The sequence below is a fragment of the Phascolarctobacterium succinatutens CAG:287 genome, from assembly GCF_000434895.1.
Lineage (GTDB): Bacteria > Bacillota > Negativicutes > Acidaminococcales > Acidaminococcaceae > Phascolarctobacterium_A > Phascolarctobacterium_A succinatutens_A.
Genome location: NZ_FR892756.1, coordinates 24448 through 44794, shown reverse-complemented (window position 1 = coordinate 44794; position 20347 = coordinate 24448). Strand labels below are relative to the sequence as shown.

36 protein-coding genes are annotated in these 20347 nt (G+C 44.8%); 2 read left to right on the top strand and 34 right to left on the bottom strand.

Going from position 1 to position 20347, the window contains the following annotated elements; genetic code table 11:
- Nucleotides 1-220: 220 nt before the first annotated feature.
- The gene (locus BN587_RS01475; protein WP_021719377.1) at nt 221-706 is read right to left on the bottom strand and encodes a CarD family transcriptional regulator; all 486 of its coding nucleotides are present in this window, start codon (nt 704-706) and stop codon (nt 221-223) included.
- A gap of 289 nt (nt 707-995) precedes the next feature.
- Here BN587_RS01475 and BN587_RS01470 point away from each other — a divergent pair, with 289 nt between their 5' ends.
- Both BN587_RS01470 and BN587_RS01465 read left to right on the top strand, forming a co-directional pair.
- Nucleotides 996-1802 carry an HAD-IIA family hydrolase gene (locus BN587_RS01470; protein WP_021719376.1) on the top strand — a complete coding sequence of 269 codons (807 nt, stop codon included), beginning with the start codon at nt 996-998 and terminating at the stop codon, nt 1800-1802.
- Between the two features lie 121 nt (nt 1803-1923).
- Nucleotides 1924-3006: a metallophosphoesterase gene (locus tag BN587_RS01465; RefSeq protein WP_021719375.1), complete on the top strand. Its 1083-nt coding sequence runs from the start codon at nt 1924-1926 to the stop codon at nt 3004-3006.
- Nucleotides 3007-3113: 107 nt separating this feature from the next.
- On the opposite strand, the gene BN587_RS01460 is transcribed toward BN587_RS01465, so the two are convergent.
- From BN587_RS01460 to tuf, 33 genes are all read right to left on the bottom strand, one after another.
- Nucleotides 3114-3458: a YegP family protein gene (locus BN587_RS01460; RefSeq protein WP_303684775.1), complete on the bottom strand. Its 345-nt coding sequence runs from the start codon at nt 3456-3458 to the stop codon at nt 3114-3116.
- 150 nt (nt 3459-3608) lie between these two features.
- Nucleotides 3609-4517 carry a fumarylacetoacetate hydrolase family protein gene (locus BN587_RS01455; protein ID WP_021719374.1) on the bottom strand — a complete coding sequence of 303 codons (909 nt, stop codon included), beginning with the start codon at nt 4515-4517 and terminating at the stop codon, nt 3609-3611.
- Nucleotides 4518-4678: 161 nt separating this feature from the next.
- The gene (rplQ, locus tag BN587_RS01450; RefSeq protein WP_009145412.1) at nt 4679-5017 is read right to left on the bottom strand and encodes a 50S ribosomal protein L17; all 339 of its coding nucleotides are present in this window, start codon (nt 5015-5017) and stop codon (nt 4679-4681) included.
- Nucleotides 5018-5036: 19 nt separating this feature from the next.
- Nucleotides 5037-6002, bottom strand: a complete 966-nt coding sequence (locus BN587_RS01445) for a DNA-directed RNA polymerase subunit alpha (protein ID WP_021719373.1) — start codon at nt 6000-6002, stop codon at nt 5037-5039.
- Nucleotides 6003-6073: 71 nt separating this feature from the next.
- Nucleotides 6074-6667 carry a 30S ribosomal protein S4 gene (gene rpsD / locus BN587_RS01440; protein ID WP_021719372.1) on the bottom strand — a complete coding sequence of 198 codons (594 nt, stop codon included), beginning with the start codon at nt 6665-6667 and terminating at the stop codon, nt 6074-6076.
- Between the two features lie 16 nt (nt 6668-6683).
- Nucleotides 6684-7076, bottom strand: coding sequence for a 30S ribosomal protein S11 (gene rpsK / locus BN587_RS01435; RefSeq protein WP_009145409.1), 393 nt, complete (start codon nt 7074-7076; stop codon nt 6684-6686).
- 22 nt (nt 7077-7098) lie between these two features.
- Complete coding sequence (gene rpsM, locus BN587_RS01430; RefSeq protein WP_009145408.1) at nt 7099-7467, bottom strand: 30S ribosomal protein S13; 369 nt, start codon at nt 7465-7467, stop codon at nt 7099-7101.
- Between the two features lie 17 nt (nt 7468-7484).
- On the bottom strand, nt 7485-7598 hold the full coding sequence (gene rpmJ / locus BN587_RS01425; RefSeq protein WP_004092858.1) for a 50S ribosomal protein L36: 114 nt from the start codon (nt 7596-7598) through the stop codon (nt 7485-7487).
- Between the two features lie 28 nt (nt 7599-7626).
- Entirely contained in the window at nt 7627-7845 is a 219-nt protein-coding gene (gene infA / locus BN587_RS01420) for a translation initiation factor IF-1 (RefSeq protein ID WP_009145407.1), read from the bottom strand.
- A gap of 12 nt (nt 7846-7857) precedes the next feature.
- Nucleotides 7858-8508, bottom strand: coding sequence for an adenylate kinase (locus tag BN587_RS01415; protein WP_009145406.1), 651 nt, complete (start codon nt 8506-8508; stop codon nt 7858-7860).
- A 12-nt stretch (nt 8509-8520) separates the two neighbouring features.
- Nucleotides 8521-9777, bottom strand: coding sequence for a preprotein translocase subunit SecY (secY, locus tag BN587_RS01410; RefSeq protein ID WP_021719371.1), 1257 nt, complete (start codon nt 9775-9777; stop codon nt 8521-8523).
- A 1-nt stretch (nt 9778) separates the two neighbouring features.
- On the bottom strand, nt 9779-10219 hold the full coding sequence (gene rplO / locus BN587_RS01405) for a 50S ribosomal protein L15 (RefSeq protein WP_021719370.1): 441 nt from the start codon (nt 10217-10219) through the stop codon (nt 9779-9781).
- Between the two features lie 20 nt (nt 10220-10239).
- Nucleotides 10240-10419, bottom strand: coding sequence for a 50S ribosomal protein L30 (rpmD, locus tag BN587_RS01400; protein ID WP_021719369.1), 180 nt, complete (start codon nt 10417-10419; stop codon nt 10240-10242).
- Nucleotides 10420-10432: 13 nt separating this feature from the next.
- Nucleotides 10433-10933, bottom strand: a complete 501-nt coding sequence (rpsE, locus tag BN587_RS01395; protein WP_021719368.1) for a 30S ribosomal protein S5 — start codon at nt 10931-10933, stop codon at nt 10433-10435.
- A 17-nt stretch (nt 10934-10950) separates the two neighbouring features.
- Nucleotides 10951-11313: a 50S ribosomal protein L18 gene (gene rplR, locus BN587_RS01390; protein ID WP_021719367.1), complete on the bottom strand. Its 363-nt coding sequence runs from the start codon at nt 11311-11313 to the stop codon at nt 10951-10953.
- 25 nt (nt 11314-11338) lie between these two features.
- Complete coding sequence (rplF, locus tag BN587_RS01385) at nt 11339-11887, bottom strand: 50S ribosomal protein L6 (RefSeq protein WP_021719366.1); 549 nt, start codon at nt 11885-11887, stop codon at nt 11339-11341.
- Nucleotides 11888-11914: 27 nt separating this feature from the next.
- The gene (gene rpsH / locus BN587_RS01380) at nt 11915-12313 is read right to left on the bottom strand and encodes a 30S ribosomal protein S8 (protein WP_009145399.1); all 399 of its coding nucleotides are present in this window, start codon (nt 12311-12313) and stop codon (nt 11915-11917) included.
- Between the two features lie 31 nt (nt 12314-12344).
- Nucleotides 12345-12530, bottom strand: a complete 186-nt coding sequence (locus BN587_RS01375) for a type Z 30S ribosomal protein S14 (RefSeq protein ID WP_009145398.1) — start codon at nt 12528-12530, stop codon at nt 12345-12347.
- 16 nt (nt 12531-12546) lie between these two features.
- The gene (gene rplE, locus BN587_RS01370) at nt 12547-13092 is read right to left on the bottom strand and encodes a 50S ribosomal protein L5 (protein WP_009145397.1); all 546 of its coding nucleotides are present in this window, start codon (nt 13090-13092) and stop codon (nt 12547-12549) included.
- A gap of 27 nt (nt 13093-13119) precedes the next feature.
- Nucleotides 13120-13449 (bottom strand): 50S ribosomal protein L24, encoded by a 330-nt coding sequence (gene rplX / locus BN587_RS01365; protein ID WP_009145396.1) that lies wholly within the window; start codon nt 13447-13449, stop codon nt 13120-13122.
- A gap of 37 nt (nt 13450-13486) precedes the next feature.
- Nucleotides 13487-13855 (bottom strand): 50S ribosomal protein L14, encoded by a 369-nt coding sequence (rplN, locus tag BN587_RS01360; protein ID WP_009145395.1) that lies wholly within the window; start codon nt 13853-13855, stop codon nt 13487-13489.
- A 38-nt stretch (nt 13856-13893) separates the two neighbouring features.
- On the bottom strand, nt 13894-14154 hold the full coding sequence (rpsQ, locus tag BN587_RS01355) for a 30S ribosomal protein S17 (protein ID WP_021719365.1): 261 nt from the start codon (nt 14152-14154) through the stop codon (nt 13894-13896).
- Nucleotides 14155-14186: 32 nt separating this feature from the next.
- Complete coding sequence (gene rpmC, locus BN587_RS01350) at nt 14187-14381, bottom strand: 50S ribosomal protein L29 (RefSeq protein ID WP_009145393.1); 195 nt, start codon at nt 14379-14381, stop codon at nt 14187-14189.
- The gene (gene rplP, locus BN587_RS01345) at nt 14381-14833 is read right to left on the bottom strand and encodes a 50S ribosomal protein L16 (RefSeq protein ID WP_021719364.1); all 453 of its coding nucleotides are present in this window, start codon (nt 14831-14833) and stop codon (nt 14381-14383) included. Before rplP ends, rpmC begins: the two co-directional genes overlap by 1 nt.
- Before the next feature lie 6 nt (nt 14834-14839).
- Nucleotides 14840-15508, bottom strand: a complete 669-nt coding sequence (gene rpsC, locus BN587_RS01340; RefSeq protein WP_009145391.1) for a 30S ribosomal protein S3 — start codon at nt 15506-15508, stop codon at nt 14840-14842.
- Between the two features lie 27 nt (nt 15509-15535).
- Nucleotides 15536-15868 (bottom strand): 50S ribosomal protein L22, encoded by a 333-nt coding sequence (rplV, locus tag BN587_RS01335; protein WP_009145390.1) that lies wholly within the window; start codon nt 15866-15868, stop codon nt 15536-15538.
- 20 nt (nt 15869-15888) lie between these two features.
- Nucleotides 15889-16164, bottom strand: a complete 276-nt coding sequence (gene rpsS / locus BN587_RS01330; RefSeq protein ID WP_021719363.1) for a 30S ribosomal protein S19 — start codon at nt 16162-16164, stop codon at nt 15889-15891.
- A 31-nt stretch (nt 16165-16195) separates the two neighbouring features.
- Nucleotides 16196-17026, bottom strand: coding sequence for a 50S ribosomal protein L2 (gene rplB / locus BN587_RS01325; RefSeq protein WP_009145388.1), 831 nt, complete (start codon nt 17024-17026; stop codon nt 16196-16198).
- Nucleotides 17027-17049: 23 nt separating this feature from the next.
- Complete coding sequence (gene rplW, locus BN587_RS01320) at nt 17050-17340, bottom strand: 50S ribosomal protein L23 (protein ID WP_021719362.1); 291 nt, start codon at nt 17338-17340, stop codon at nt 17050-17052.
- A complete protein-coding gene (rplD, locus tag BN587_RS01315; protein ID WP_021719361.1) occupies nt 17340-17966 on the bottom strand; it encodes a 50S ribosomal protein L4 in 627 nt (208 codons plus the stop codon). The genes rplW and rplD overlap by 1 nt, the downstream gene beginning before the upstream one ends.
- Before the next feature lie 32 nt (nt 17967-17998).
- Nucleotides 17999-18640 carry a 50S ribosomal protein L3 gene (gene rplC, locus BN587_RS01310; protein ID WP_021719360.1) on the bottom strand — a complete coding sequence of 214 codons (642 nt, stop codon included), beginning with the start codon at nt 18638-18640 and terminating at the stop codon, nt 17999-18001.
- A gap of 15 nt (nt 18641-18655) precedes the next feature.
- A complete protein-coding gene (rpsJ, locus tag BN587_RS01305; protein WP_021719359.1) occupies nt 18656-18967 on the bottom strand; it encodes a 30S ribosomal protein S10 in 312 nt (103 codons plus the stop codon).
- 171 nt (nt 18968-19138) lie between these two features.
- On the bottom strand, nt 19139-20329 hold the full coding sequence (tuf, locus tag BN587_RS01300) for an elongation factor Tu (protein WP_009145072.1): 1191 nt from the start codon (nt 20327-20329) through the stop codon (nt 19139-19141).
- Nucleotides 20330-20347: the final 18 nt, after the last annotated feature.

Sequence of the window (20347 nt, the reverse complement as noted above, 5' to 3'; positions counted from 1 at the left end):
ACCTCTTGACTTTTTATAGTTAGTCTTTCTTTAAAATTTGCTTCATAGTAGTTCTTGTTACTACTATATCAATTATATAATACAGCTATAGTCGTCAAAATACAAGTAAATAACTTTTTTAAATATGACATTAATGAAAAAAACACCTAAAAAATTTGCAAAAAAACCGTTTTAAAGCGGTTGGCAAAGCAACAGCCTTAAAACGGTCCATATATCATATTCAAATACAGTAGCTATCTAACCATTTGCCTGCTCTTTCTGCATCCAGATTCCTGATCAGCATAACCTCACTTTGCAGAATCCGCTTCGTGCTATGCAGCAAGCGGCGCTCACCTACTGATATTTTTTTGCTGCGCTCCAAAATAGTCAGGATTTTAAAGATTCTTGCAACCTCAGCAACACTGCCGCTTTTTATTTTCTGCATATACAGCTGAAAGCGCCGATTCCAGGAAATTGCTTTTACCGACTGCACATCAGGCACTTCTTGCAGTACATTGGCAATTGTAGTCAAGGTTTCTTCGTCACCGATGTAACGGAGTCCTAATTTTTCGGCATTCTCGACCGGTACTGCTACTGTCATATTTTCAAAAAGCATTTGTAAAATATAGTATTCTACCTTCTCGCCATCCTGCATATGTGCTTCTATATCCTTAACAATAGCACCGCCATGGATAGGATACACAACTCTGTCACCTGTTGCAAACATCTTCAACCCTCCTAAAAATTAATCCTTATGAATATATTGTAGCACGCCCCTTCTTTATTGTCAAAAATATTTTATTTTATCACTATATCACTAATATGTCAACCTCTAACTATGATATAGCACTAACTTCAGAATTCTTTTAACATTTAGCGATAAAAAAGCACTCAAAAAAATAATATTTTACAAACTATTAACTAATTCTTGTTTCTGCTGTCATTGCAGCTCTTGCAAAAGACGTTTTTTTCTTGCATAATATAAGTGTCTAAAACAAAAAAGGAAGTATAAAATTATGGATAACAACGAAAAACATGAATTACTATTAACGCAGCTGCGTACCAAAAAAGGTTTTATCTGCGATATGGATGGTGTTATCTATCACGGAAATAACCTGTTGCCAGGAGTAAAAGAATTTGTCAACTGGCTGTACGAGGAAAAAAAGAGCTTTTTATTTTTGACTAACGCCAGCGAACGCAGTCCCAAAGAGCTCCAGCAAAAGCTTTTACGTCTTGGACTGGAGGTTGACGAAAGTCATTTCTATACCAGTGCTCTCGCCACTGCCAAATTTATCCATTCGCAGGCCCCCGGCTGCAGTGCCTACGTTATCGGCGGCCCCGGTCTTGTCAATGCGCTTTATGATGCCGGCATCACAATGAATGATGTTAATCCCGATTACGTTGTAGTCGGCGAAACAAATTCTTATAATTATAATATGATTCTCAAGGCAGTAAGCCTGATTAACCAAGGAGCACGCCTTATTGCAACAAACAGCGACCTCACAGGTCCGTCTGATTTCGGTATCATCCCCGCCTGCCGTGCACTTGTCGCACCTATTGAGCTTGCTACCGGCAAAAAAGCTTACTTCGTCGGCAAGCCTAACCCCTTGATGATGCGTACAGGCCTGCGTCTGCTGGATGTTCATTCAGAGGATGCAGCTATGATTGGCGACCGTATGGATACAGATATCGTTGCCGGTATGGAAAGCGGCTTGATGACAGCTCTTGTTCTGAGCGGTGTAAGTACGTTGGAAAATATTAAGGAGTTCTCCTACCGTCCGTCTATCATCTTAAACGGCGTCGGTGATATTCCGAGCAAATAAAATTATATTTCAAGGGCTGCCGCATCAGGCAGTCTTTTTTTTAGCGCAGCACTTGACTTTAAGTCCACTCTAACATGTATAATGTAAGCAAGAATTATATAAAGGAGCTTTACTGAATAATATGCGTATTTTTCTTTTCGTCGGTACGATTGATGCTCTCATGAGTATCATCGGTTATATGTATTATCGCCATTATCTGCCCTTCGGCCGCACACTGACCTTCGGGCTTATATATCTGCTGATGGCACTCGGCGCAGCTATCAGTGTCATTCTGCCGCAAGGAACGCCTCATTTTCTGCTCAAGCTCACTGCGTGGATAGAAGGACTTTGGATTGCTTTTTGCTACTACACACTTCTGCTGGCCATCATTCATCTTCTCTGCCTGCTTTTCAGTAAGCTGGGCGGTTGGCAGCTGCCTTCAGCAAAAATCAGTATCATCGGCCTTGCCTTTATCTGCTGCTTCATTACCTGGGGCAGCTGGCGCGCCTTTCACCCGACAGTACGCACAGAAGCGCTGGTAACGGAAAAGCTGCCGCAGAATGCTCATTATAAAATTGTCTTTCTCACCGACCTGCATATGGGAAGAATACTCGGCCATGACTACGCAGAACGTCTGGCAGCACGCATCAACGAGCAAAAGCCAGACTTTGTTGTAGTCAGCGGCGACATGCTTGACGAGCGCATTTTTTATGTAGAAGAAGAAGATACGCTTTCTGCTCTGGCGCAAATCAAAGTGCCTGTCTACATGGCCTTCGGCAACCATGATTATCTTGATGAACCATTGCGCTGGCAACAAATGCTCACAGACAAGGGCTTCTACATCCTGCGCAATACCGATACCATTATCGACAACAAAATCAAAATAACAGGTATTGATGATTACAGCAAGAACCGTACCAATGATCAGCTTATAAATCTTTCCTCCCAAAATAACGACTACTACAGTATTCTGCTCGATCATCAGCCTCGCCGTATGGACGCTGCAGCTGATGCGGAGTATGATCTTTATCTGGCTGGTCATACGCATACAGGCCAGCTTTTTCCCAACCGTCTGGTAACGAAAGAAATGTACAAGTTGGATTATGGACGTACAAACTTTGGTAATCTGACCGCAATCACCAATAACGGCTACGGCTTTTGGGGACCTCCGGTTCGTACAGAGGTTGCTCCGGAAATGGTTGTATTGGAGCTGCGGGGAAAATAGTTTTTTCTAGTCTAGTTTTTCCAAAGCAAAAAAATACGGCAGACTCAGCTGTCGCACAAAAAAAGGACCACTGCACTATAAACACGTAGTGGTCCTTTTGATTGACATTATTCAGCTTTTTCTTCTTTAGGTGCTTCAACAATTATTTTGGCATCAACAACATTTTTCTTAATGGACTCAATGCCGCGTTTGCATCCTGCCATTGCCTTATAGCCTTCACCAGTAGCAATAATCTGTCCGTTGGTTGCTTTCAGACGGAAGCGGAATTCGCCTGCCTTATCCTTATAAACCTCAAATTTTGGATGCTTACAGGGGGTAAAGCCTTCTACCGTCTGATCCTCAATCGGAGCGATTGGAGCATTATTGATAACGCTGGCAATACCTTTACGGCAATATTTTTCGTCCTTATAAACTTGGGAGCTGGCAATAACTTCACCATTTGCAGCCTTCAGATTAAACTTAATGCCATTTTTTGCCTGAGAAATTACGAATTTACCTATTTTGTAGCCTCCTTTAAATTTATTCTGGTCTCTAAGTTTATTTTATGCCATCAGTCATAAAAAGACAAGTATTTTTATTGTAAACATATGCGTTTGCAGCTTTTAATCAATCGTATTCTCTAATGAGCCAATTTTTTCGATAGAGCAAACGATTTTATCGCCATGCTGCAAGAATGTCGGCGGTTTCATACCCATGCCGACACCTGCCGGAGTACCGGTAGCAATAATTGTTCCTGCAGCTAGCGTCATACCCTCTGACAGCTCTGCAATGGCCCCACAGACAGTCTGAATCATGTAACGGGTATTACTGCTCTGGCGCAGCTCTCCGTTAACGGTACAGCTAATATCAAGTGCCTGCTCATCCCCAATCTCATCGGCAGTAACAATACATGGTCCCATTGGCGTAAAACCATCAAGGCTTTTTCCCAAATACCATTGCTTGTGACGCGTCTGCAGGTTACGTGCACTGATATCATTAATAATTGTATAACCAAAAATGTAATCTCTGGCGTTTTCTTTGCTTACACCTTTAGCATCTTTAGCTAAAATCACTCCCAGCTCTGCTTCATAGTCAAGGCTGTCTACTAAGCCTTCATAACGTGGAACACTTTCACCACTTGCTGTAGCTCTGTTCACACGCTTGGAAAAATAAATCGTATAGGGACGCTCACCACCAAAGGCTTCACTGGAAAAACGGCCTGCTTCCTGAGCATGTGCATCATAATTGATACCAAGGCAGACGACATCCTGACGCGGATGAACAATAGGTGCCAAAAGCCTCACTTCTGCCAGGTTTACTGCAGCGCCCTGCAGCACATCCTCATTTTCTGCCAAACGCTCCAGCTTTTCCTTTACTGCCGATGTATAGCGGCAAATAAGTTCATTCATATCATCAGTTGCCAGTTCAGGCACCAGTCTTGCCAATAAGCTCAATCTATAGACCGCAGCCTCTTGCTGAAAGCCGACGAGTATTTCCTGTTTTCCTTTAATATCCACTGTATAAAAGCGCATTACCTTTTCCTCCTAATGTTATGGTTTATATCTGACTAATACTATAAATATCCTTCAGCATACTTGCTGATTAGTGGATATTACATAACACTATTATACACAGACTTTTTTCAGAACGCAAAAAAAGCAGGAACCTAAGTTCCTGCTTTTCCAGCTCTAAATTAGATAAGTTCGATGATAGCCATTTCAGCTGCATCGCCACGGCGAGGACCTACTCTGTAAATGCGAGTAAAGCCGCCTTGTCTGCCTTCATATTTCGGAGCAATTTCTTCAAACAGTTTTTTGGTAATGGTTTCGTCAACCAGAACTGCCATAACCTGACGACGAGCATGCAGGTCATTGCGTTTTGCCAAAGTAATCAGTTGAGCGGAATGCTTAGCAACTTCTTTAGCTTTGGTAACGGTGGTTTCGATCTTACCATATTTGAAGAAGGAAGTTAAAATGCTGCGAAACAGAGCCTTACGGTTGCTGGAGTTACGACCCAGTTTTCTGTATGCCATGTACTTCTGACCCCCTTAATTATTCTTCATCGTTTTTGCGAAAATGCAAGCCCATATCCTCAAGTTTCTTTTTAATCTCTTCAAGAGATTTGCTGCCTAAGTTACGGACTTTAATCATATCAGCTTCGGTTTTCTGGATTAATTCTTCGACAGTATTGATTCCTGCACGTCTCAGGCAGTTATTGCTGCGAACGGACAAATCCAAATCGTCGATAGACATTGTGTTTTGACCTTCTTGCTTGCTCGGCTCCGGAGCTTCAGGCTCAGAACCGCCAGTAACAGTGATTACAGAACCTTTGCCATCACTGGTCTGGAAGAGCTTGAGATAGTCAATCAGGATGGTGGAAGCCATGTCAACAGCTTCATCAGGCTTCATGCTGCCATCAGTCCAAACTTCCAAAGTAAGCTTGTCATAGTTGGTAACATTACCTACGCGGGTATCGTTAACAGCAAATTTCACTCTGGTAATAGGAGAGTAAATGGAGTCTACCGGAATTACGCCGATAGGCTGATCAGGCTGTTTATTTTTGTCCGCGGGTACATAGCCACGACCTTTATCAATATGGATTTCCATATTGAAAACTGCGTCTTTATCCAAAGTCGCAATGTGCAGTTCAGGGTTCAAAATTTCAACATCGCTATCAGCAATGATGTTAGCCGCAGTAACTTCCTGTTCACCGGAACATTCAATACGCAGAATTTTTTCCCCTTCACCTTCCATTTTAAGGCATAATGCCTTGATGTTCAGGATGATATCAGCAACATCTTCGCGAACACCTGGAATAGTAGCAAACTCATGCAGAACACCGTCAATCTTGACGTAGGTTACTGCAGCACCCGGCAGGGAGGACAGCAGCACACGACGCAGGCTGTTGCCCAGTGTAATGCCGTAGCCTCTCTCGAGCGGCTCCCAAACGAATTTGCCATAACGACCATCTTCGCTGACATCAGATGTAACCATCTTAGGTTTTTCAATTTCAATCATTCGGAAAGCCTCCTTCTATCGCGTATTACCACAATACGTCTCATAAGTGGGTGGCACAAGATATTCACTAATTATTTGGAGTACAACTCTACGATGAAGTGCTCTTCAATAGGAACATCAATTTCCTCACGAGTCGGGAAACGGTCTACCTTGCCGCTAAGGTTAGCAGCGTCCAGTACCAGCCAAGCCGGAACTGCTTTGGTAGCCAGAGTTTCGTCCATGCCTTTGAAGTATTCTTTAGCACGGCTGTTTTCCATAACGGTTACAACATCGCCAACTCTTACCAATGCGGAAGGAATGTCCAGACGTTTGCCGTTAACAGCAATGTGGCCATGTCTTACGATTTGGCGAGCCTGACGGCGGGTGTTAGCCAAGCCGAGGCGGAAAACTACGTTGTCGATTCTTCTTTCGAGGAGGATCAGCAGGTTTTCACCGGTGATGCCTTCCATCTTTTTAGCTTTATCATAGTAGCCACGGAATTGTTTTTCCAGTACGCCATAGATAAATTTAGCTTTTTGTTTTTCAGTTAACTGAATGCCATATTCGCTCTTTTTTCTGTTTTGGCGGCGAACTTGGCGTTTAGATTCCTTGCTAATGCCCATGAATGCGGGAGCTAAGCCCAAAGATCTGCATCTTTTCAGGACAGGAGTTCTATCAATTGCCATCTATTTACACCCCCAATTATACTCTTCTACGTTTCGGCGGACGGCAGCCGTTATGCGGGATTGGAGTAACGTCTTTAATAGAGTTAACTTCCAGACCTGCAGCCTGAAGTGCACGAATTGCTGCTTCACGGCCAGCGCCAGGACCTTTTACATATACTTCTACTTGTTTCAAGCCATGCTCCATAGCAGCTTTGGTTGCTTCTTCAGCAGCCATTTGTGCAGCAAACGGAGTGCTCTTACGGCTGCCACGGAAACCGAGGCCGCCTGCGGAGGCCCAGCTCAGAACATTACCTTCGGTATCAGCGATGGTAACGATAGTATTATTGAAGGTGGAGCGGATATGTGCTACACCGTTGATTACGTTTTTGCTAACTTTTTTCTTGTTGCGAACAACTTTCTTGCCAGCCACTGGTTTATCCCTCCCTCGCTAATTATTTCTTCTTGCCTGCAATAGTACGTTTCGGACCTTTACGGGTGCGGGCATTGTTTTTAGTGTTTTGACCACGAACAGGCAGACCCATACGATGTCTTCTGCCACGATAGCTGCCAATTTCAATCAGACGTTTAATGTTCAGGGATTCCTCACGGCGGAGGTCACCTTCAACTTTATAGTCCTGATCCAGAGTTTCACGGATCTTAGCAACTTCTTCTTCAGTCAGGTCGCGAACGCGAGTGTCCGGGTTAATACCGGTTTTAGCTAAAATTTCACGAGAGAGAGTCAGGCCGATGCCGTAGATGTACGGCAGAGCATACTCAATACGTTTATCTCTCGGTAAATCGACACCAGAAATACGTGCCATTAATGTGCACCTCCTTCTTATCCTTGTTTTTGTTTATGTTTCGGGTTTTCGCAAATTACCATTACATGGCCTTTACGTTTAATGACTTTGCATTTTTCACATATTGGCTTAACAGACGGTCTTACTTTCATAATTTAAACCTCCTCTTTGCCTGTTGGATTATTTATACCGATAAGTAATTCTTCCACGATTGAGGTCGTACGGAGTAAGCTCCACGGTAACCTTATCACCAGGCAAAATCTTGATGAAGTTCATACGAATCTTACCGGATATATGTGCTAAAATTGTATGGCCGTTAACCAGTTGAACTTGGAACATAGCATTGGGAAGTGCTTCTAAGATTGTACCTTCAACCTCAATAACATCCTGTTTGGACACTGTTGTACCTCCTTATTTGCTACATCCGAGACTAACTTTAACGTCGGCATACACTTTATCGATAGGCTGCAAGCCATCGATTTCTTTGTACAGGCCTTGTTTTTTGTAGTACTCAATTAACGGTTCTGTTTGTTCATGATATGCATGCAGACGATTTACAACGGTTTCTTCTTTATCGTCGTTACGTTGATAAAGGTTACCGCCGCATTTGTCGCAAACATTTTCTACCTTGCTGGGGTTAAAGCTTACATGATAGGTAGCACCGCAAGCCTTGCAGATACGGCGGCCAACTACACGCGCAACCAGCTCGGAGTCAGGAACAGAGATATTAACAACACCGGTCAATTTAATGCCCAGGTCTTTGAGGATTCCGTCGAGAGCAACTGCTTGCTCCTCAGTTCTCGGGAAGCCATCTAAGATGAAACCATTTGCACATTCGGGTTTGGACAAGCCTTCACGAACAATGCCGATGGTTACGACGTCGGGGACAAGTCCGCCAGCGTCCATGTATTTTTTTGCCTCTTTACCAAGTTCGGTGCCTGCGCTTACTGCTGCACGGAACATGTCTCCTGTGGAGATATGAGGGATTTTAAATTCATCAATGAGTTTTTCTGCTTGAGTGCCTTTACCAGCACCCGGAGGTCCCATTAAAAGAATGTACATTCTGAACTCCTCCTATTTCATAAAGCCATGATAATGACGCATCAGCACCATGGACTCTATTTGCTTCATAGTTTGTAATGCAACACCAACAACAATCAACAAAGCGGTACCGCCGAAGTACACACCTTCAATGCGGGTTACCCATCCGATAACATGAGGCATCAGCGCAATTAATGAGAGGAAAATCGCACCGGCCAAAGTTATTCTGGACATTACCTTGTCAAGATATTCTGTAGTAGGATTACCGGGTCTTAAACCGGGAATAAAGCCACCGTTCTTTTTGATATTATCGGAAAGATCTCCGATGTTCAGGCTTACTGCTGTATAGAAGTAAGTGAAGAACAAAATCATCAGAACATATAATGTGGTCTGCAGCGGGCTGCCCCACTGAAAGAGCTTACCCATTGCTTTAACCCAAGGAACATCAACGAACTGAGCAATTGTTACAGGGAACATCAACACCGAAGAAGCGAAGATGATCGGAATAACGCCTGCCTGGTTGACCTTCAGAGGGATATAGCTTGTATGACCGCCATAAGCCTTTTTTCCTACTACACGCTTAGCATACTGAACGGGGATTTTGCGAATACCCTCAGAAATGATAATTACGAAAACTACCATCGCCAGGGCTATAGCCGCGAACAAAATAACGTTCAATAAGCTTACCGTGCCAGCCTGCAGATATTGGAAAATTACTTTAAGTCCATCCGGCAGTCTGGATACGATACCGGCAAAGATTATCAGGGAAATACCATTGCCGACACCGCGAGCTGTAATCTGCTCGCCTATCCACATAAGGAAAACGGTTCCTGCAGTAAGTGTGAGAGCAATAAGCAGGATTGAGAAAATCCCGGGGTTATTAATCGCCATCTTCAGGCCGTAGGCCATACCGCAGGCTTGGATAAACGCCAAAGCCACCGTCAGCATACGTGTAAGCTTTGTCGTTTTCTTGAAGCCTTCCTCACCTTCCTTGGACCATTGTTCCAAGGTCGGTACAACTACCTTCAATAACTGTAAAATAATTGAAGCATTGATATATGGGGTAATACTCATAGCAAAAATGGAGAATTTGCTCAAGGCGCCGCCACTGAACATATCAAGCAGTCCGAAGAGATTACCGCTGCGGAAAAGCTGTTCAATGACAGAAGCGTTTACGCCAGGAACAGGTATATGTGTTCCAGCCCTGAATACGATGAACATGGCGAGAGTAAATAAAACTTTTTGCCTGAGTTCTGTTATTCTAAATATGTTTGCAAGGGCTGCTAACACTTTAGATCACCTCAATCTTACCGCCAGCTGCAACGATTTTCTCTTCAGCGGATTTGCTGAAGCCCATAGCTTGTACAGTAAGCTTTTTGGTTAATTCGCCATTGCCAAGAATACGGATGCCGTCACGAATGTTCTTAACAACACCTTCTTCAATAAGCATTACAGGTTCAACAACGGTGCCGTCCTCAAAACGATTGAGTACGGAAACGTTGATTTCAACATAATCTTTAGCAAATTTATTGTAGAAACCGCGTTTCGGAAGACGCAGGTACAGAGGTCTTTGACCACCTTCAAATCCAGGGCGCTTAACACCGCCGGAACGGGATTTCTGACCTTTCTGGCCTTTGCCGGAAGTCTTGCCTAAGCCACTGCCCAGGCCGCGACCTACGCGAACTGCTACACGTTTAGATCCCGGAGCGGGAGACAATTCATGTAAATTCATCTTCAGTACACCTCCTTGTCTTACGCTTCTTCAACCTTCACGAGATGTTCAACCTTGTGAACCATGCCGCGAATAGTCGGAGTATCTTCTTTAACAACGCTAGTATTGATTTTACCTAAGCCCAGAGCTTTAACGGTTGCACGCTGATCTTTGGGGTAACCGATCAGGCTGCGGGTCAGGGTGATTTTAATTTGTGCCATGACAAAGTCCTCCTTAGCCCAACAATTCTTCTACGGTTTTACCACGCAGAGCTGCAACAGCTTCAGCACTCTTCAAGGATTTCAGACCTTCAATGGTTGCACGAACCATGTTGTTCGGGTTGGAAGAGCCTTGAGATTTAGTAAGAATATCACGAACGCCAGCCAGTTCCAGTACGGCACGTACAGGGCCGCCAGCGATAACGCCGGTACCTTCTGCAGCCGGTTTCAGGAATACGCGGCCTGCGCCGAATACACCGATGTTTTCATGAGGAATGGTAGTACCAACCAGCGGTACAGTAACCAGGTTTTTCTTAGCGTCTTCAACGCCTTTGCGAATAGCTTCAGGAACCTCTGCAGCTTTACCCAGGCCCATGCCTACATGACCATTTTCATCACCTACAACAACAAGTGCAGCGAAGGAGAAACGACGTCCGCCTTTAACAACCTTAGCAACACGGTTGATGAAAACGACTTTTTCTTGTAATTCGCTTTCTTTATTTTCGAAGTTCGCCACTTTATTTCCTCCTTCTCTTAGAATACCAGGCCAGCTTCGCGAGCAGCTTCAGCCAGGGCAGCTACACGGCCGTGGTACAGATAGCCACCACGATCGAATACAACTTCTTTTACACCCTTAGCCAGCGCTTTTTCAGCGATTGCTTTGCCTACAGCTTTAGCAGCCTCAATGTTGCCGCCGTAGTTTTCTTTCAGATCTTTTTCAACGGTGCTGGCAGCAGCGATAGTTTCGCCGGTCTCATCGTTAATAACCTGTGCATAAATGTTGGACAGGGAACGGTATACGTTCAGACGAGGTTTTTCAGCAGTACCGATAATATATCTACGAGAACGGAGATGACGTTTTTGACGTTTCTCGTTTTTATCAACTCTGTTAAGCAAGAGTTTCACTCCCTTCTTTTAGAAATTATTTCTTGCCTTTAGCGCCGGCTTTACCAATCTTACGACGAACATGTTCGCCTTCATAACGGATACCTTTACCTTTGTAAGGTTCAGGCGGACGCAAAGTACGGATATCTGCAGCAACTGCACCTACAACTTCTTTATCAGCACCGCTAACAACGATTTTGTTCGGAGCGGGAACTTCAAAAGTAATACCTGCAGGCGGCTCTTTTACAACCGGGTGAGAGAAACCCAGAGTGAAGTTAATGTTTTGGCCTTGCTTAGCAGCACGGTAACCAACACCATTAATTTCCAGAGTCTTGCTGAAGCCTTGGGTTACACCGATGATCATGTTGTTGATCAGGGTGCGGGACAGACCATGCAGAGAACGGTTTTCTTTTTCATCGTCCGGACGTTCAACGGTGATTACACCATTGTCCATGGTCAGCTTCATGTTTTTATTGATTTGGCGAGCTAATTCGCCTTTAGGACCTTTAACGGTCACGTGATTATCTTCAATAGTAACTGTTACACCAGTGGGAACAGTAATTGGCATTTTACCAATTCTAGACACGTACGAGCACCTCCTATCTTTTTAGTATTACCATACGTATGCAAGAACTTCGCCGCCCAAGCCTGCTTTACGAGCAGCTTTGTCGGTCATCAAGCCTTGGGAAGTAGAAATTAATGCAATACCCAGACCTCCGAGGACTCTAGGCAGTTGGTCTTTTTGAGAATAAACTCTCAGACCAGGTTTGGAAATACGTTTAATACCGGAGATAACCTTCTCTTTATTAGCACCGTATTTCAGGCTGACGCGGATAACATTTTGTTTGCTGTCAGCAATAACTTCGAAATCTTTAATGAAACCTTCGGCTTTCAGGATTTCAGCAATAGCCAGCTTAATCTTGCTGCCGGGGATCTCAACTTTATCATGATGAACTGAATTTGCGTTACGAATACGGGTAAGCATATCAGCAATCGGGTCAGTCATTACCATACTTAAATACCCTCCTTCCTTGTTGTCTGTCTTACCAGCTTGCTTTGGTTACGCCCGGAATAGCTCCTTTGTAAGCATATTCACGGAAGCAGATACGGCAGAGGCCAAATTTACGCATATAGCCATGAGGTCTGCCGCAAACTTTGCAGCGGTTATAATGACGAACTTCGAATTTCGGTTCGCCTTTCCATTTTTCGATCAGGGCTTTTTTAGCCAATGTGTTCCCTCCTCACTTATGCGCCGAACGGCATTCCGAGGAGTTTGAGCAGCTCTCTAGCTTCCTCGTCTGTCTTAGCGGTAGTCACAATGATGATATCCATGCCACGAACTTTATCGATCTTATCATATTCGATTTCCGGGAAAATCAATTGTTCTTTCAGACCCAGTGCGTAGTTGCCACGGCCGTCAAATGCGGAAGCATTTACGCCACGGAAGTCACGTACGCGCGGAAGAGCGAGATTCATCAGTTTATCAAGGAAATAGTACATACGGTCGCCACGCAGGGTTACTTTAGCACCCAGAGGCATGCCTTGACGTACTTTGAAAGCTGCGATGGATTTCTTAGCTTTGGTGATAACAGGTTTTTGACCTGCGATCTGAGTCATGTCAGCAACTGCGCTTTCCAGAGCTTTGCTGTTGCCTACAGCCTCGCCAACACCCATGTTGATTACAACTTTCTCAATTTTAGGGATTTCCATTACGTTTTTATATTGGAATTTGTCATGCATAGCCTTAGCTACTTCAGACAAATATTTTTCTTGCAATCTGGTCTTTGCCATTCAGTTATTTCCTCCTTTCCCGGAAAATTATTTATCGATTACTTCACCGCATTTTTTGCAGGTTCTTACGAAAGCACCAGCAACTTCGGTCTTTTTAATACGGGTAGCTTGTTTGCAAACCGGGCATACCAGCATTACTTTGGAAGAAGCGAGCGGAGCTTCTTTAGTAATGATGCCGCCTTGAGGATTTGCCTGAGACGGTTTGGTATGACGTTTTACTTTATTCACGCCTTCAACAACCACTTTGGCTTTCTTAGGCAGAGCTTCAACGATCTTACCTTGCTTGCCTTTATCCTTGCCGGACAGTACAAGAACGGTATCGCCTTTTTTAACATGCAGCTTTACAGCATTTGCCATGTCAAGAACACCTCCTTACAGTGCGTTATCTAATTTCTTACAGCACTTCCGGTGCCAGAGAAATGATTTTCATGAAGTCTTTTTCGCGAAGTTCGCGGGCAACAGGCCCAAAAATACGAGTGCCGCGCGGGCTCTTGTCGTCTTTGATTACAACTGCTGCGTTCTCATCGAAACGGATGTAGGAACCGTCTGCACGGCGAACACCTTTAACGGAACGAACAACAACTGCTTTAACTACGTCGCCTTTTTTTACAACGCCACCGGGTGATGCATCTTTAACAGCACATACGATAACGTCACCGATATTAGCATATTTACGGTAAGAACCGCCTAATACACGGATACACATAACCTTCTTAGCGCCAGTGTTGTCACCAACATTAAGGATAGTTTGTTGTTGTATCATGGATTTCCCTCCCTTGCCGGACTAACTCTTCGGCAAAATTATTTAGCACGCTCTAAGATTTCAATAACGCGCCAGCATTTATCTTTAGACAGCGGACGAGTTTGCATAATTTCAACTACGTCGCCAACATGTGCTTCGTTATTTTCATCATGAGCTTTGAATTTAATAGTATGTTGTACGCCTTTTTTGTACAGCGGATGCTGAACGAAACGTTCTACTGCAACTACGACAGTTTTCTGCATTTTATCGCTGACAACTTTACCAATACGGGTAACACGTGCGTTTCTTTCTTCGGTCACGACTGTTTCCTCCTTGTTATACTTCAAAACAGTTAAGCCTTGAGCTCACGTTCACGCTGGATTGTTTTGATACGGGCAATGGATTTCTTAACGTCACGAATTTTCATCGGATTTTCACATTGACCGGTTGCCATTTGAAAACGCAGATTGAAGAGTTCCTCTTTCAAATCTGCCAACTTGGTGTCTAACTCAGCAGCAGACAATTCACGAATTTCTGTTGTTTTCATTAAGCTTCACCACCCTTTTCTTGTGCGGCAGCTTCAGCTTCCTGTTGAGCGCGAGTTACAAATTTGCATTTAATAGGCAATTTGTGGCTAGCAAGACGCATTGCTTCTTTAGCAACTTCTTCGCTAACACCGTTCATTTCGAACAGAACGCGACCAGGTTTAACTACTGCTACCCAGTACTCCGGAGAACCTTTACCAGAACCCATACGAGTTTCAGCAGGTTTTGCAGTAATCGGTTTATCCGGGAAAATTTGAATCCAAACTTGACCGCCACGTTTGATATAACGTGTCATTGCGATACGGGCTGCCTCAATCTGGCGGTTGGTAATCCAAGCGGGCTCCAATGCTACCAGACCGAAATCGCCATGAGCGATTCTATTACCGCGCATAGCACGGCCAGTCATACGACCTCTATGTTGTTTACGATGTTTAACTCTCTTCGGTAATAACATGTCTGATTATGCCTCCTTTGCCGGAGCAACTTTAGCTGCTTCTTTGCTTTCAGGAAGAACTTCACCTTTGTAAATCCATACCTTAATGCCGATACGGCCATAAGTAGTATGTGCTTCTGCAGTGCCATAATCGATGTCAGCACGCAGGGTGTGCAGAGGAATGCTGCCTTCACGATAGGATTCGCTGCGTGCAATTTCAGCACCGCCAAGACGACCGCCACAGGTAATTTTGATACCTTTAGCACCCATACGCATGGTACGGCCAACGCATTGCTTCATAGCACGACGGAAAGCGATACGGCGTTCCAGCTGTGCTGCAATGTTCTCTGCAACCAAGGTTGCGTCCATATCCGGGGTTTTAACTTCTACGATGTTGATTTCGATAGCGCTCTCAGTCATTTTCTTCAGGTCGGATTTCAGCAGTTCGATGTTGCTGCCTTGACGACCGATTACCATACCAGGTTTTGCAGTATGGATGGAAATGCGGGCTTTATTAGATGCGCGTTCGATTTCTACTTTAGAGATACCGGACAGGAACAGTTTTTCTTTGATGAACTCACGGATTTTAATGTCTTCTAACAAGAATTTCTCATAGTCTTTGCCAGCGTACCATTTGGAATCCCAGCCTTTGATAACGCCAACACGGAGACCATGCGGATTAACTTTTTGACCCACTATCTTTTCCCTCCTTCTGACGGGATATTATTTTTCTTTAACTGCTACAGTTACGTGGCTAGAACGTTTCAGAATTTTGAAAGCCTGTCCACGGGAACGAGGATGAATACGTTTCATGGTCGGACCTTGATCTACTGCACAGTAGGATACGATCAGGTTATCCACGTTCATGTCAAAATTGTGCTCTGCGTTTGCTACTGCACTACGCAGAACTTTCTCGATTACCTCAGAACCAACCTTCGGGGTATATTTGAGGATCGCGAATGCTTCACCAACGGATTTGCCGCGGATGAGATTGATTACGATGCGCAGTTTGCGCGGCGCAATACGGATATATTTTGCAATTGCCTTTGCTTCCATTGTTTGGTCCCCCTTTCCCCTTATTTTAAGCCGGTGCTCTTATCTGCGTGACCTTTGTAAGTACGAGTAGGAGCGAATTCTCCTAATTTGTGGCCTACCATATCCTCGGTAATGAATACCGGAACATGTTTGCGTCCGTCATGAACCGCAATGGTGTGACCAACGAAAGACGGAATAATAGTAGAGCTGCGAGACCAGGTCTTAACAACTTTTTTATCATTAGCGGCATTAAGCACGTCAATCTTTTTCAAAAGACTTGCATGGACAAAAGGTCCTTTTTTAACTGATCTGGACACTAGGTTAGCCTCCTTTCCTTATCCTGTTTTATTATTTAGTTCTACGTTTCAGAATTAACTTAGTAGAAGCTTTCTTCTCTCTGCGAGTACGAGTACCGAATGCACATTTACCCCAAGGAGTAACAGGACGTTTACGACCAACGGGGGAGTGACCTTCACCACCACCATGCGGATGGTCGTTAGGATTCATAACAACGCCGCGGTTAGCAGGACGGATACCCAGCCAACGGCTGCGGCCAGCTTTACCGATGCAGATGTTTTCAGCATCAATGTTACCAACTTGACCGATGGTTGCACGGCAGTTGATATGTACTTTACGGATTTCGCCAGAAGGAAGACGGAGCAGAGCGTAGTCGCCCTCTTTAGCCATCAGCTGAGCGCTAGTACCAGCACTACGAGCCATTTGGCCGCCTTTACCAATTTTCATTTCCACGTTGTGTACGGTAGTACCAAGCGGAATGTTTTTCAGCGGCAGGCAGTTACCGGTTTTGATATCTGCGTCAGGACCGCTTACTACGATATCGCCAACTTTCAAATCAAGCGGAGCGATGATGTAACGTTTTTCGCCGTCAACATAGTTGATCAGAGCGATACGAGCGTTACGGTTAGGATCGTATTCAATGGTAGCAACCTTAGCCGGAATGCCGTCTTTGGTACGCTTGAAATCAATGATACGATATTGTTTTTTATGCCCGCCGCCTTGATGACGAACAGTCATTTTACCGGTATTATTACGGCCTGCATGTTTACCAAGTTTTTCAACAAGCGGGCGGTAAGGCTTGTCAGTCGTAATCTCTTCGAAGGCAGACACAGTAATAAAGCGTCTGGAAGGAGAATACGGATTAAAGCTTTTAATAGCCATTTAATTTACCTCCTATACGTTAATTACATTCCTTCGAAAAGGGGAATCGTATTGCCTTCAGCAAGCTTCACGATAGCTTTCTTATAATCGGAACGTTTGCCAACATATTTACCCATGCGTTTGGTTTTGCCCAGTACGCGGATGGTATTTACATTCAATACTTTTACGTTGAAAATCGCCTCTACAGCTTGGCGGATTTCTACTTTGTTAGCATCCAGAGGAACCTGGAAAGTGTATTTGTTCTCCTGCATCATCTGAGAAGTCTTTTCGGTGATGATGGGACGAATCAGTATATCGCGAGGATTAGCAGCCATTATGCGAGCACCTCCTCAATTTTTTCTACAGCATCTTTAGCAAGGAATACCTTTTTGCTGTTCAGGATATCAAAGCAGTTCAGACCCATGTTGGTGATGGTGGTTACTTTCGGCATGTTACGTGCGGAAAGGGCAACGTTTTCGTTGGAACCATCGGTAATCAACAGAGCTTTAGTGTCAACAGCTTCAAAAGCTTTCAGCAGAGAAGCTACTTGTTTAGTTTTCGGAGCGTCAAAAGCCAGGCCTTCAACAACTACCAGTTCACCAGCTGCTACTTTAGCAGACAGTGCGCAGCACAGAGCTAAGCGACGTGCTTTACGAGGCATTTTCTTTGCATAGCTGCGGGGTTGGGGACCAAAAGTGGTACCACCGCCAACCCATACGGGAGAACGGTTGGAACCGCAACGAGCGCGGCCAGTACCTTTTTGTTTCCAGGGTTTACGACCGCCACCGCGTACCATAGCACGGGTTTTAGTAGCGGAAGTTCCTTGACGTTGGTTTGCCAGCTGCATTACAACTGCTTGATGTACTACAGCTTCATTGAACTCAGCGCCAAATACGGAATCATTTAATTCTATTTCACCGGTTTGTGCACCGGAAAGATCATATACTGATAACTTCGGCATTAGAAGCATCCTCCTTTCTTTCGCTTATCTTATTATTTGTTAGGTTTTACGGTTTCCTTTAATACTACGTAAGAACCAGTAGCACCCGGAATAGCACCCTTAACCAGAATAAGATTACGTTCTGCGTCAACCTTAACAACGGTCAGACGTTGAACAGTTACATTTGCATTACCCATACGGCCAGGCAGTTTTTTGCCTTTGATTACACGGCCGCCAGGACCGGAATGCATGGGGCCCATAGAACCAGGCTCACGATGAGACTTAGAACCATGTTTCATAGGTCCGCGAGAGAAATTGTGGCGCTTAATAGTGCCTGCAAAACCTTTGCCGCGGGAAACGCCGCTTGCGTCAATCAGTTCGCCTGCAGCAAAAATATCAGCAGCGATTTTATCGCCTACCGCATATTCGGAAGGAGCAGCCAGACGCAGCTCTCTGACAAATTTAACCGGTGCTACACCAGCTTTGTCAAAATGGCCTTTCATCGGTTTGGTGGTATGTTTTTCTTTAATTTCACCAAAACCAAGTTGAACAGCATTATAACCGTCTGTTTCTTCGGTTTTGTTTTGAAGTACAACGCAGGGGCCTGCTTCTACAACAGTAACAGGAATCAGTCTGCCATCAGCTTCAAAAATTTGGGTCATGCCCAGTTTTTTGCCTAAGATACCTTTAGCCATTATTGCACCTCCTCCTTACAGTTTAATTTCAATATCTACGCCAGCGGGCAGGTCAAGACGCATCAGAGCGTCAACAGTCTTACCGGTGGGTTCCAGAATGTCTACAAGACGTTTGTGAGTACGCATTTCGAATTGCTCACGGGAATCTTTGTTAACATGCGGAGAACGCAGAATAGTGTAAATGTTTTTTTCTGTAGGAAGGGGAATCGGACCGGAAACTTGTGCACCGGTACGTTTTGCAGTTTCTACAATCTTAGAAGCACTTTGGTCAAGTGCTTTATGATCATACGCTTTCAGGCGTATTCTAATCTTTTGAGACTTAGCCATTAAAAAATATCCTCCTAAATTCGCCCAGTTTCTATGAACGGACATACTCCGTGAAAATCTCCCTGTCTAACAGGCAAGCAACCTTTCACATCATCGCAGGGCCATACCAACAAACATAAGAATAGAGGGGAGGTTAACCCCCCTCATATTCTTCCAGGGATCTAACTAAAATTATTTCTCTTCTACTTCGGAAACAACGCCAGCGCCAACGGTACGGCCGCCTTCACGGATAGCGAAACGCAGACCTTTTTCGATAGCGATCGGGGTGATCAGTTCTACTTCCATGGTTACGTTATCGCCAGGCATTACCATTTCTACACCTTCCGGCAGTTCGGTTACACCGGTTACGTCGGTAGTACGGAAATAGAATTGCGGACGGTAGCCGTTGAAGAACGGAGTATGACGGCCGCCTTCTTCTTTGGTCAGTACATAAACTTCACCTTTGAATTTGGTGTGCGGATGAATGCTGCCCGGTTTGGACAGTACTTGGCCACGCTCGATTTCTTTACGGTCAACACCACGCAGCAGGCAGCCGATGTTATCGCCAGCTACTGCTTCGTCCAGCAGTTTGCGGAACATTTCTACGCCGGTTACAACGGTAGATTTTTTCTCGTCTTTCATACCAACGATTTCTACGGTGTCGCCAACTTTAACAGTACCACGCTCTACCCGGCCGGTAGCAACGGTACCACGACCGGTGATGGTGAATACGTCCTCGACAGGCATCAGGAACGGTTTGTCGGTTGCACGTTCCGGCAGCGGAATGTAGCTGTCAACAGCGTCCATCAGTTCCATGATTTTTGCTTCGTATTTCGGGTCGCCTTCCAGAGCTTTCAGAGCGGAGCCTGCAACAACAGGGATGTCATCGCCGGGGAAGTCATAGGAGCTTAAGAGTTCGCGAACTTCCATTTCTACCAGTTCCAGCAACTCTTCGTCGTCAACCATATCTACTTTGTTCAGGAATACAACCATTGCAGGTACGCCTACTTGGCGAGCCAGCAGAATGTGCTCACGAGTCTGAGGCATCGGGCCGTCAGCAGCGGATACTACCAGGATTGCGCCGTCCATCTGAGCAGCGCCGGTGATCATGTTCTTTACATAGTCAGCATGGCCCGGGCAGTCAACGTGTGCATAGTGACGGGTTGCGGTTTCATATTCAACGTGAGAGGTGTTGATGGTAATACCACGTTCACGTTCTTCCGGAGCTTTATCGATCATGGAGTAGTCCATGAATTCAGCGCCGCCTTTTTCAGCCAGTACTTTGGTGATAGCAGCAGTCAGAGTAGTCTTGCCATGGTCAACGTGACCGATGGTGCCGATATTCAGATGCGGTTTAGTTCTTTCATATTTAGCTTTTGCCATTGTGAATTTCCTCCTTAA

Coding starts and splice junctions, on each gene's coding strand:
- BN587_RS01470 (WP_021719376.1), top strand. CDS start 996: ATGGATAACAACGAAAAACATGAATTACTATTAACGCAGCTGCGTACC.
- rpmC (WP_009145393.1), bottom strand. CDS start 14,381: ATGAAAACAACAGAAATTCGTGAATTGTCTGCTGCTGAGTTAGACACC.
- rpsD (WP_021719372.1), bottom strand. CDS start 6,667: ATGGCAATTGATAGAACTCCTGTCCTGAAAAGATGCAGATCTTTGGGC.
- rpmD (WP_021719369.1), bottom strand. CDS start 10,419: ATGGCACAAATTAAAATCACCCTGACCCGCAGCCTGATCGGTTACCCC.
- rpsJ (WP_021719359.1), bottom strand. CDS start 18,967: ATGGCTAAGTCTCAAAAGATTAGAATACGCCTGAAAGCGTATGATCAT.
- rplQ (WP_009145412.1), bottom strand. CDS start 5,017: ATGGCATACAGAAAACTGGGTCGTAACTCCAGCAACCGTAAGGCTCTG.
- rplC (WP_021719360.1), bottom strand. CDS start 18,640: ATGGCTAAAGGTATCTTAGGCAAAAAACTGGGCATGACCCAAATTTTT.
- rplP (WP_021719364.1), bottom strand. CDS start 14,833: ATGTTATTACCGAAGAGAGTTAAACATCGTAAACAACATAGAGGTCGT.
- BN587_RS01455 (WP_021719374.1), bottom strand. CDS start 4,517: ATGCGCTTTTATACAGTGGATATTAAAGGAAAACAGGAAATACTCGTC.
- rplW (WP_021719362.1), bottom strand. CDS start 17,340: ATGGCTGCTAATCCTCGCGATATACTGATTCGTCCCATCATCACCGAA.
- rpmJ (WP_004092858.1), bottom strand. CDS start 7,598: ATGAAAGTAAGACCGTCTGTTAAGCCAATATGTGAAAAATGCAAAGTC.
- rplO (WP_021719370.1), bottom strand. CDS start 10,219: ATGAATTTACATGAATTGTCTCCCGCTCCGGGATCTAAACGTGTAGCA.
- BN587_RS01445 (WP_021719373.1), bottom strand. CDS start 6,002: ATGATTGAAATTGAAAAACCTAAGATGGTTACATCTGATGTCAGCGAA.
- BN587_RS01465 (WP_021719375.1), top strand. CDS start 1,924: ATGCGTATTTTTCTTTTCGTCGGTACGATTGATGCTCTCATGAGTATC.
- BN587_RS01415 (WP_009145406.1), bottom strand. CDS start 8,508: ATGTACATTCTTTTAATGGGACCTCCGGGTGCTGGTAAAGGCACTCAA.
- BN587_RS01475 (WP_021719377.1), bottom strand. CDS start 706: ATGTTTGCAACAGGTGACAGAGTTGTGTATCCTATCCATGGCGGTGCT.
- rplN (WP_009145395.1), bottom strand. CDS start 13,855: ATGATACAACAACAAACTATCCTTAATGTTGGTGACAACACTGGCGCT.
- rpsH (WP_009145399.1), bottom strand. CDS start 12,313: ATGGTAATGACTGACCCGATTGCTGATATGCTTACCCGTATTCGTAAC.
- rplX (WP_009145396.1), bottom strand. CDS start 13,449: ATGGCAAATGCTGTAAAGCTGCATGTTAAAAAAGGCGATACCGTTCTT.
- rplD (WP_021719361.1), bottom strand. CDS start 17,966: ATGCCGAAGTTATCAGTATATGATCTTTCCGGTGCACAAACCGGTGAA.
- rplB (WP_009145388.1), bottom strand. CDS start 17,026: ATGGCTATTAAAAGCTTTAATCCGTATTCTCCTTCCAGACGCTTTATT.
- rpsM (WP_009145408.1), bottom strand. CDS start 7,467: ATGGCACGTATTTCTGGTGTCGATTTACCGAGAGATAAACGTATTGAG.
- rplE (WP_009145397.1), bottom strand. CDS start 13,092: ATGGCAAAGACCAGATTGCAAGAAAAATATTTGTCTGAAGTAGCTAAG.
- tuf (WP_009145072.1), bottom strand. CDS start 20,329: ATGGCAAAAGCTAAATATGAAAGAACTAAACCGCATCTGAATATCGGC.
- rplV (WP_009145390.1), bottom strand. CDS start 15,868: ATGGAAGCAAAGGCAATTGCAAAATATATCCGTATTGCGCCGCGCAAA.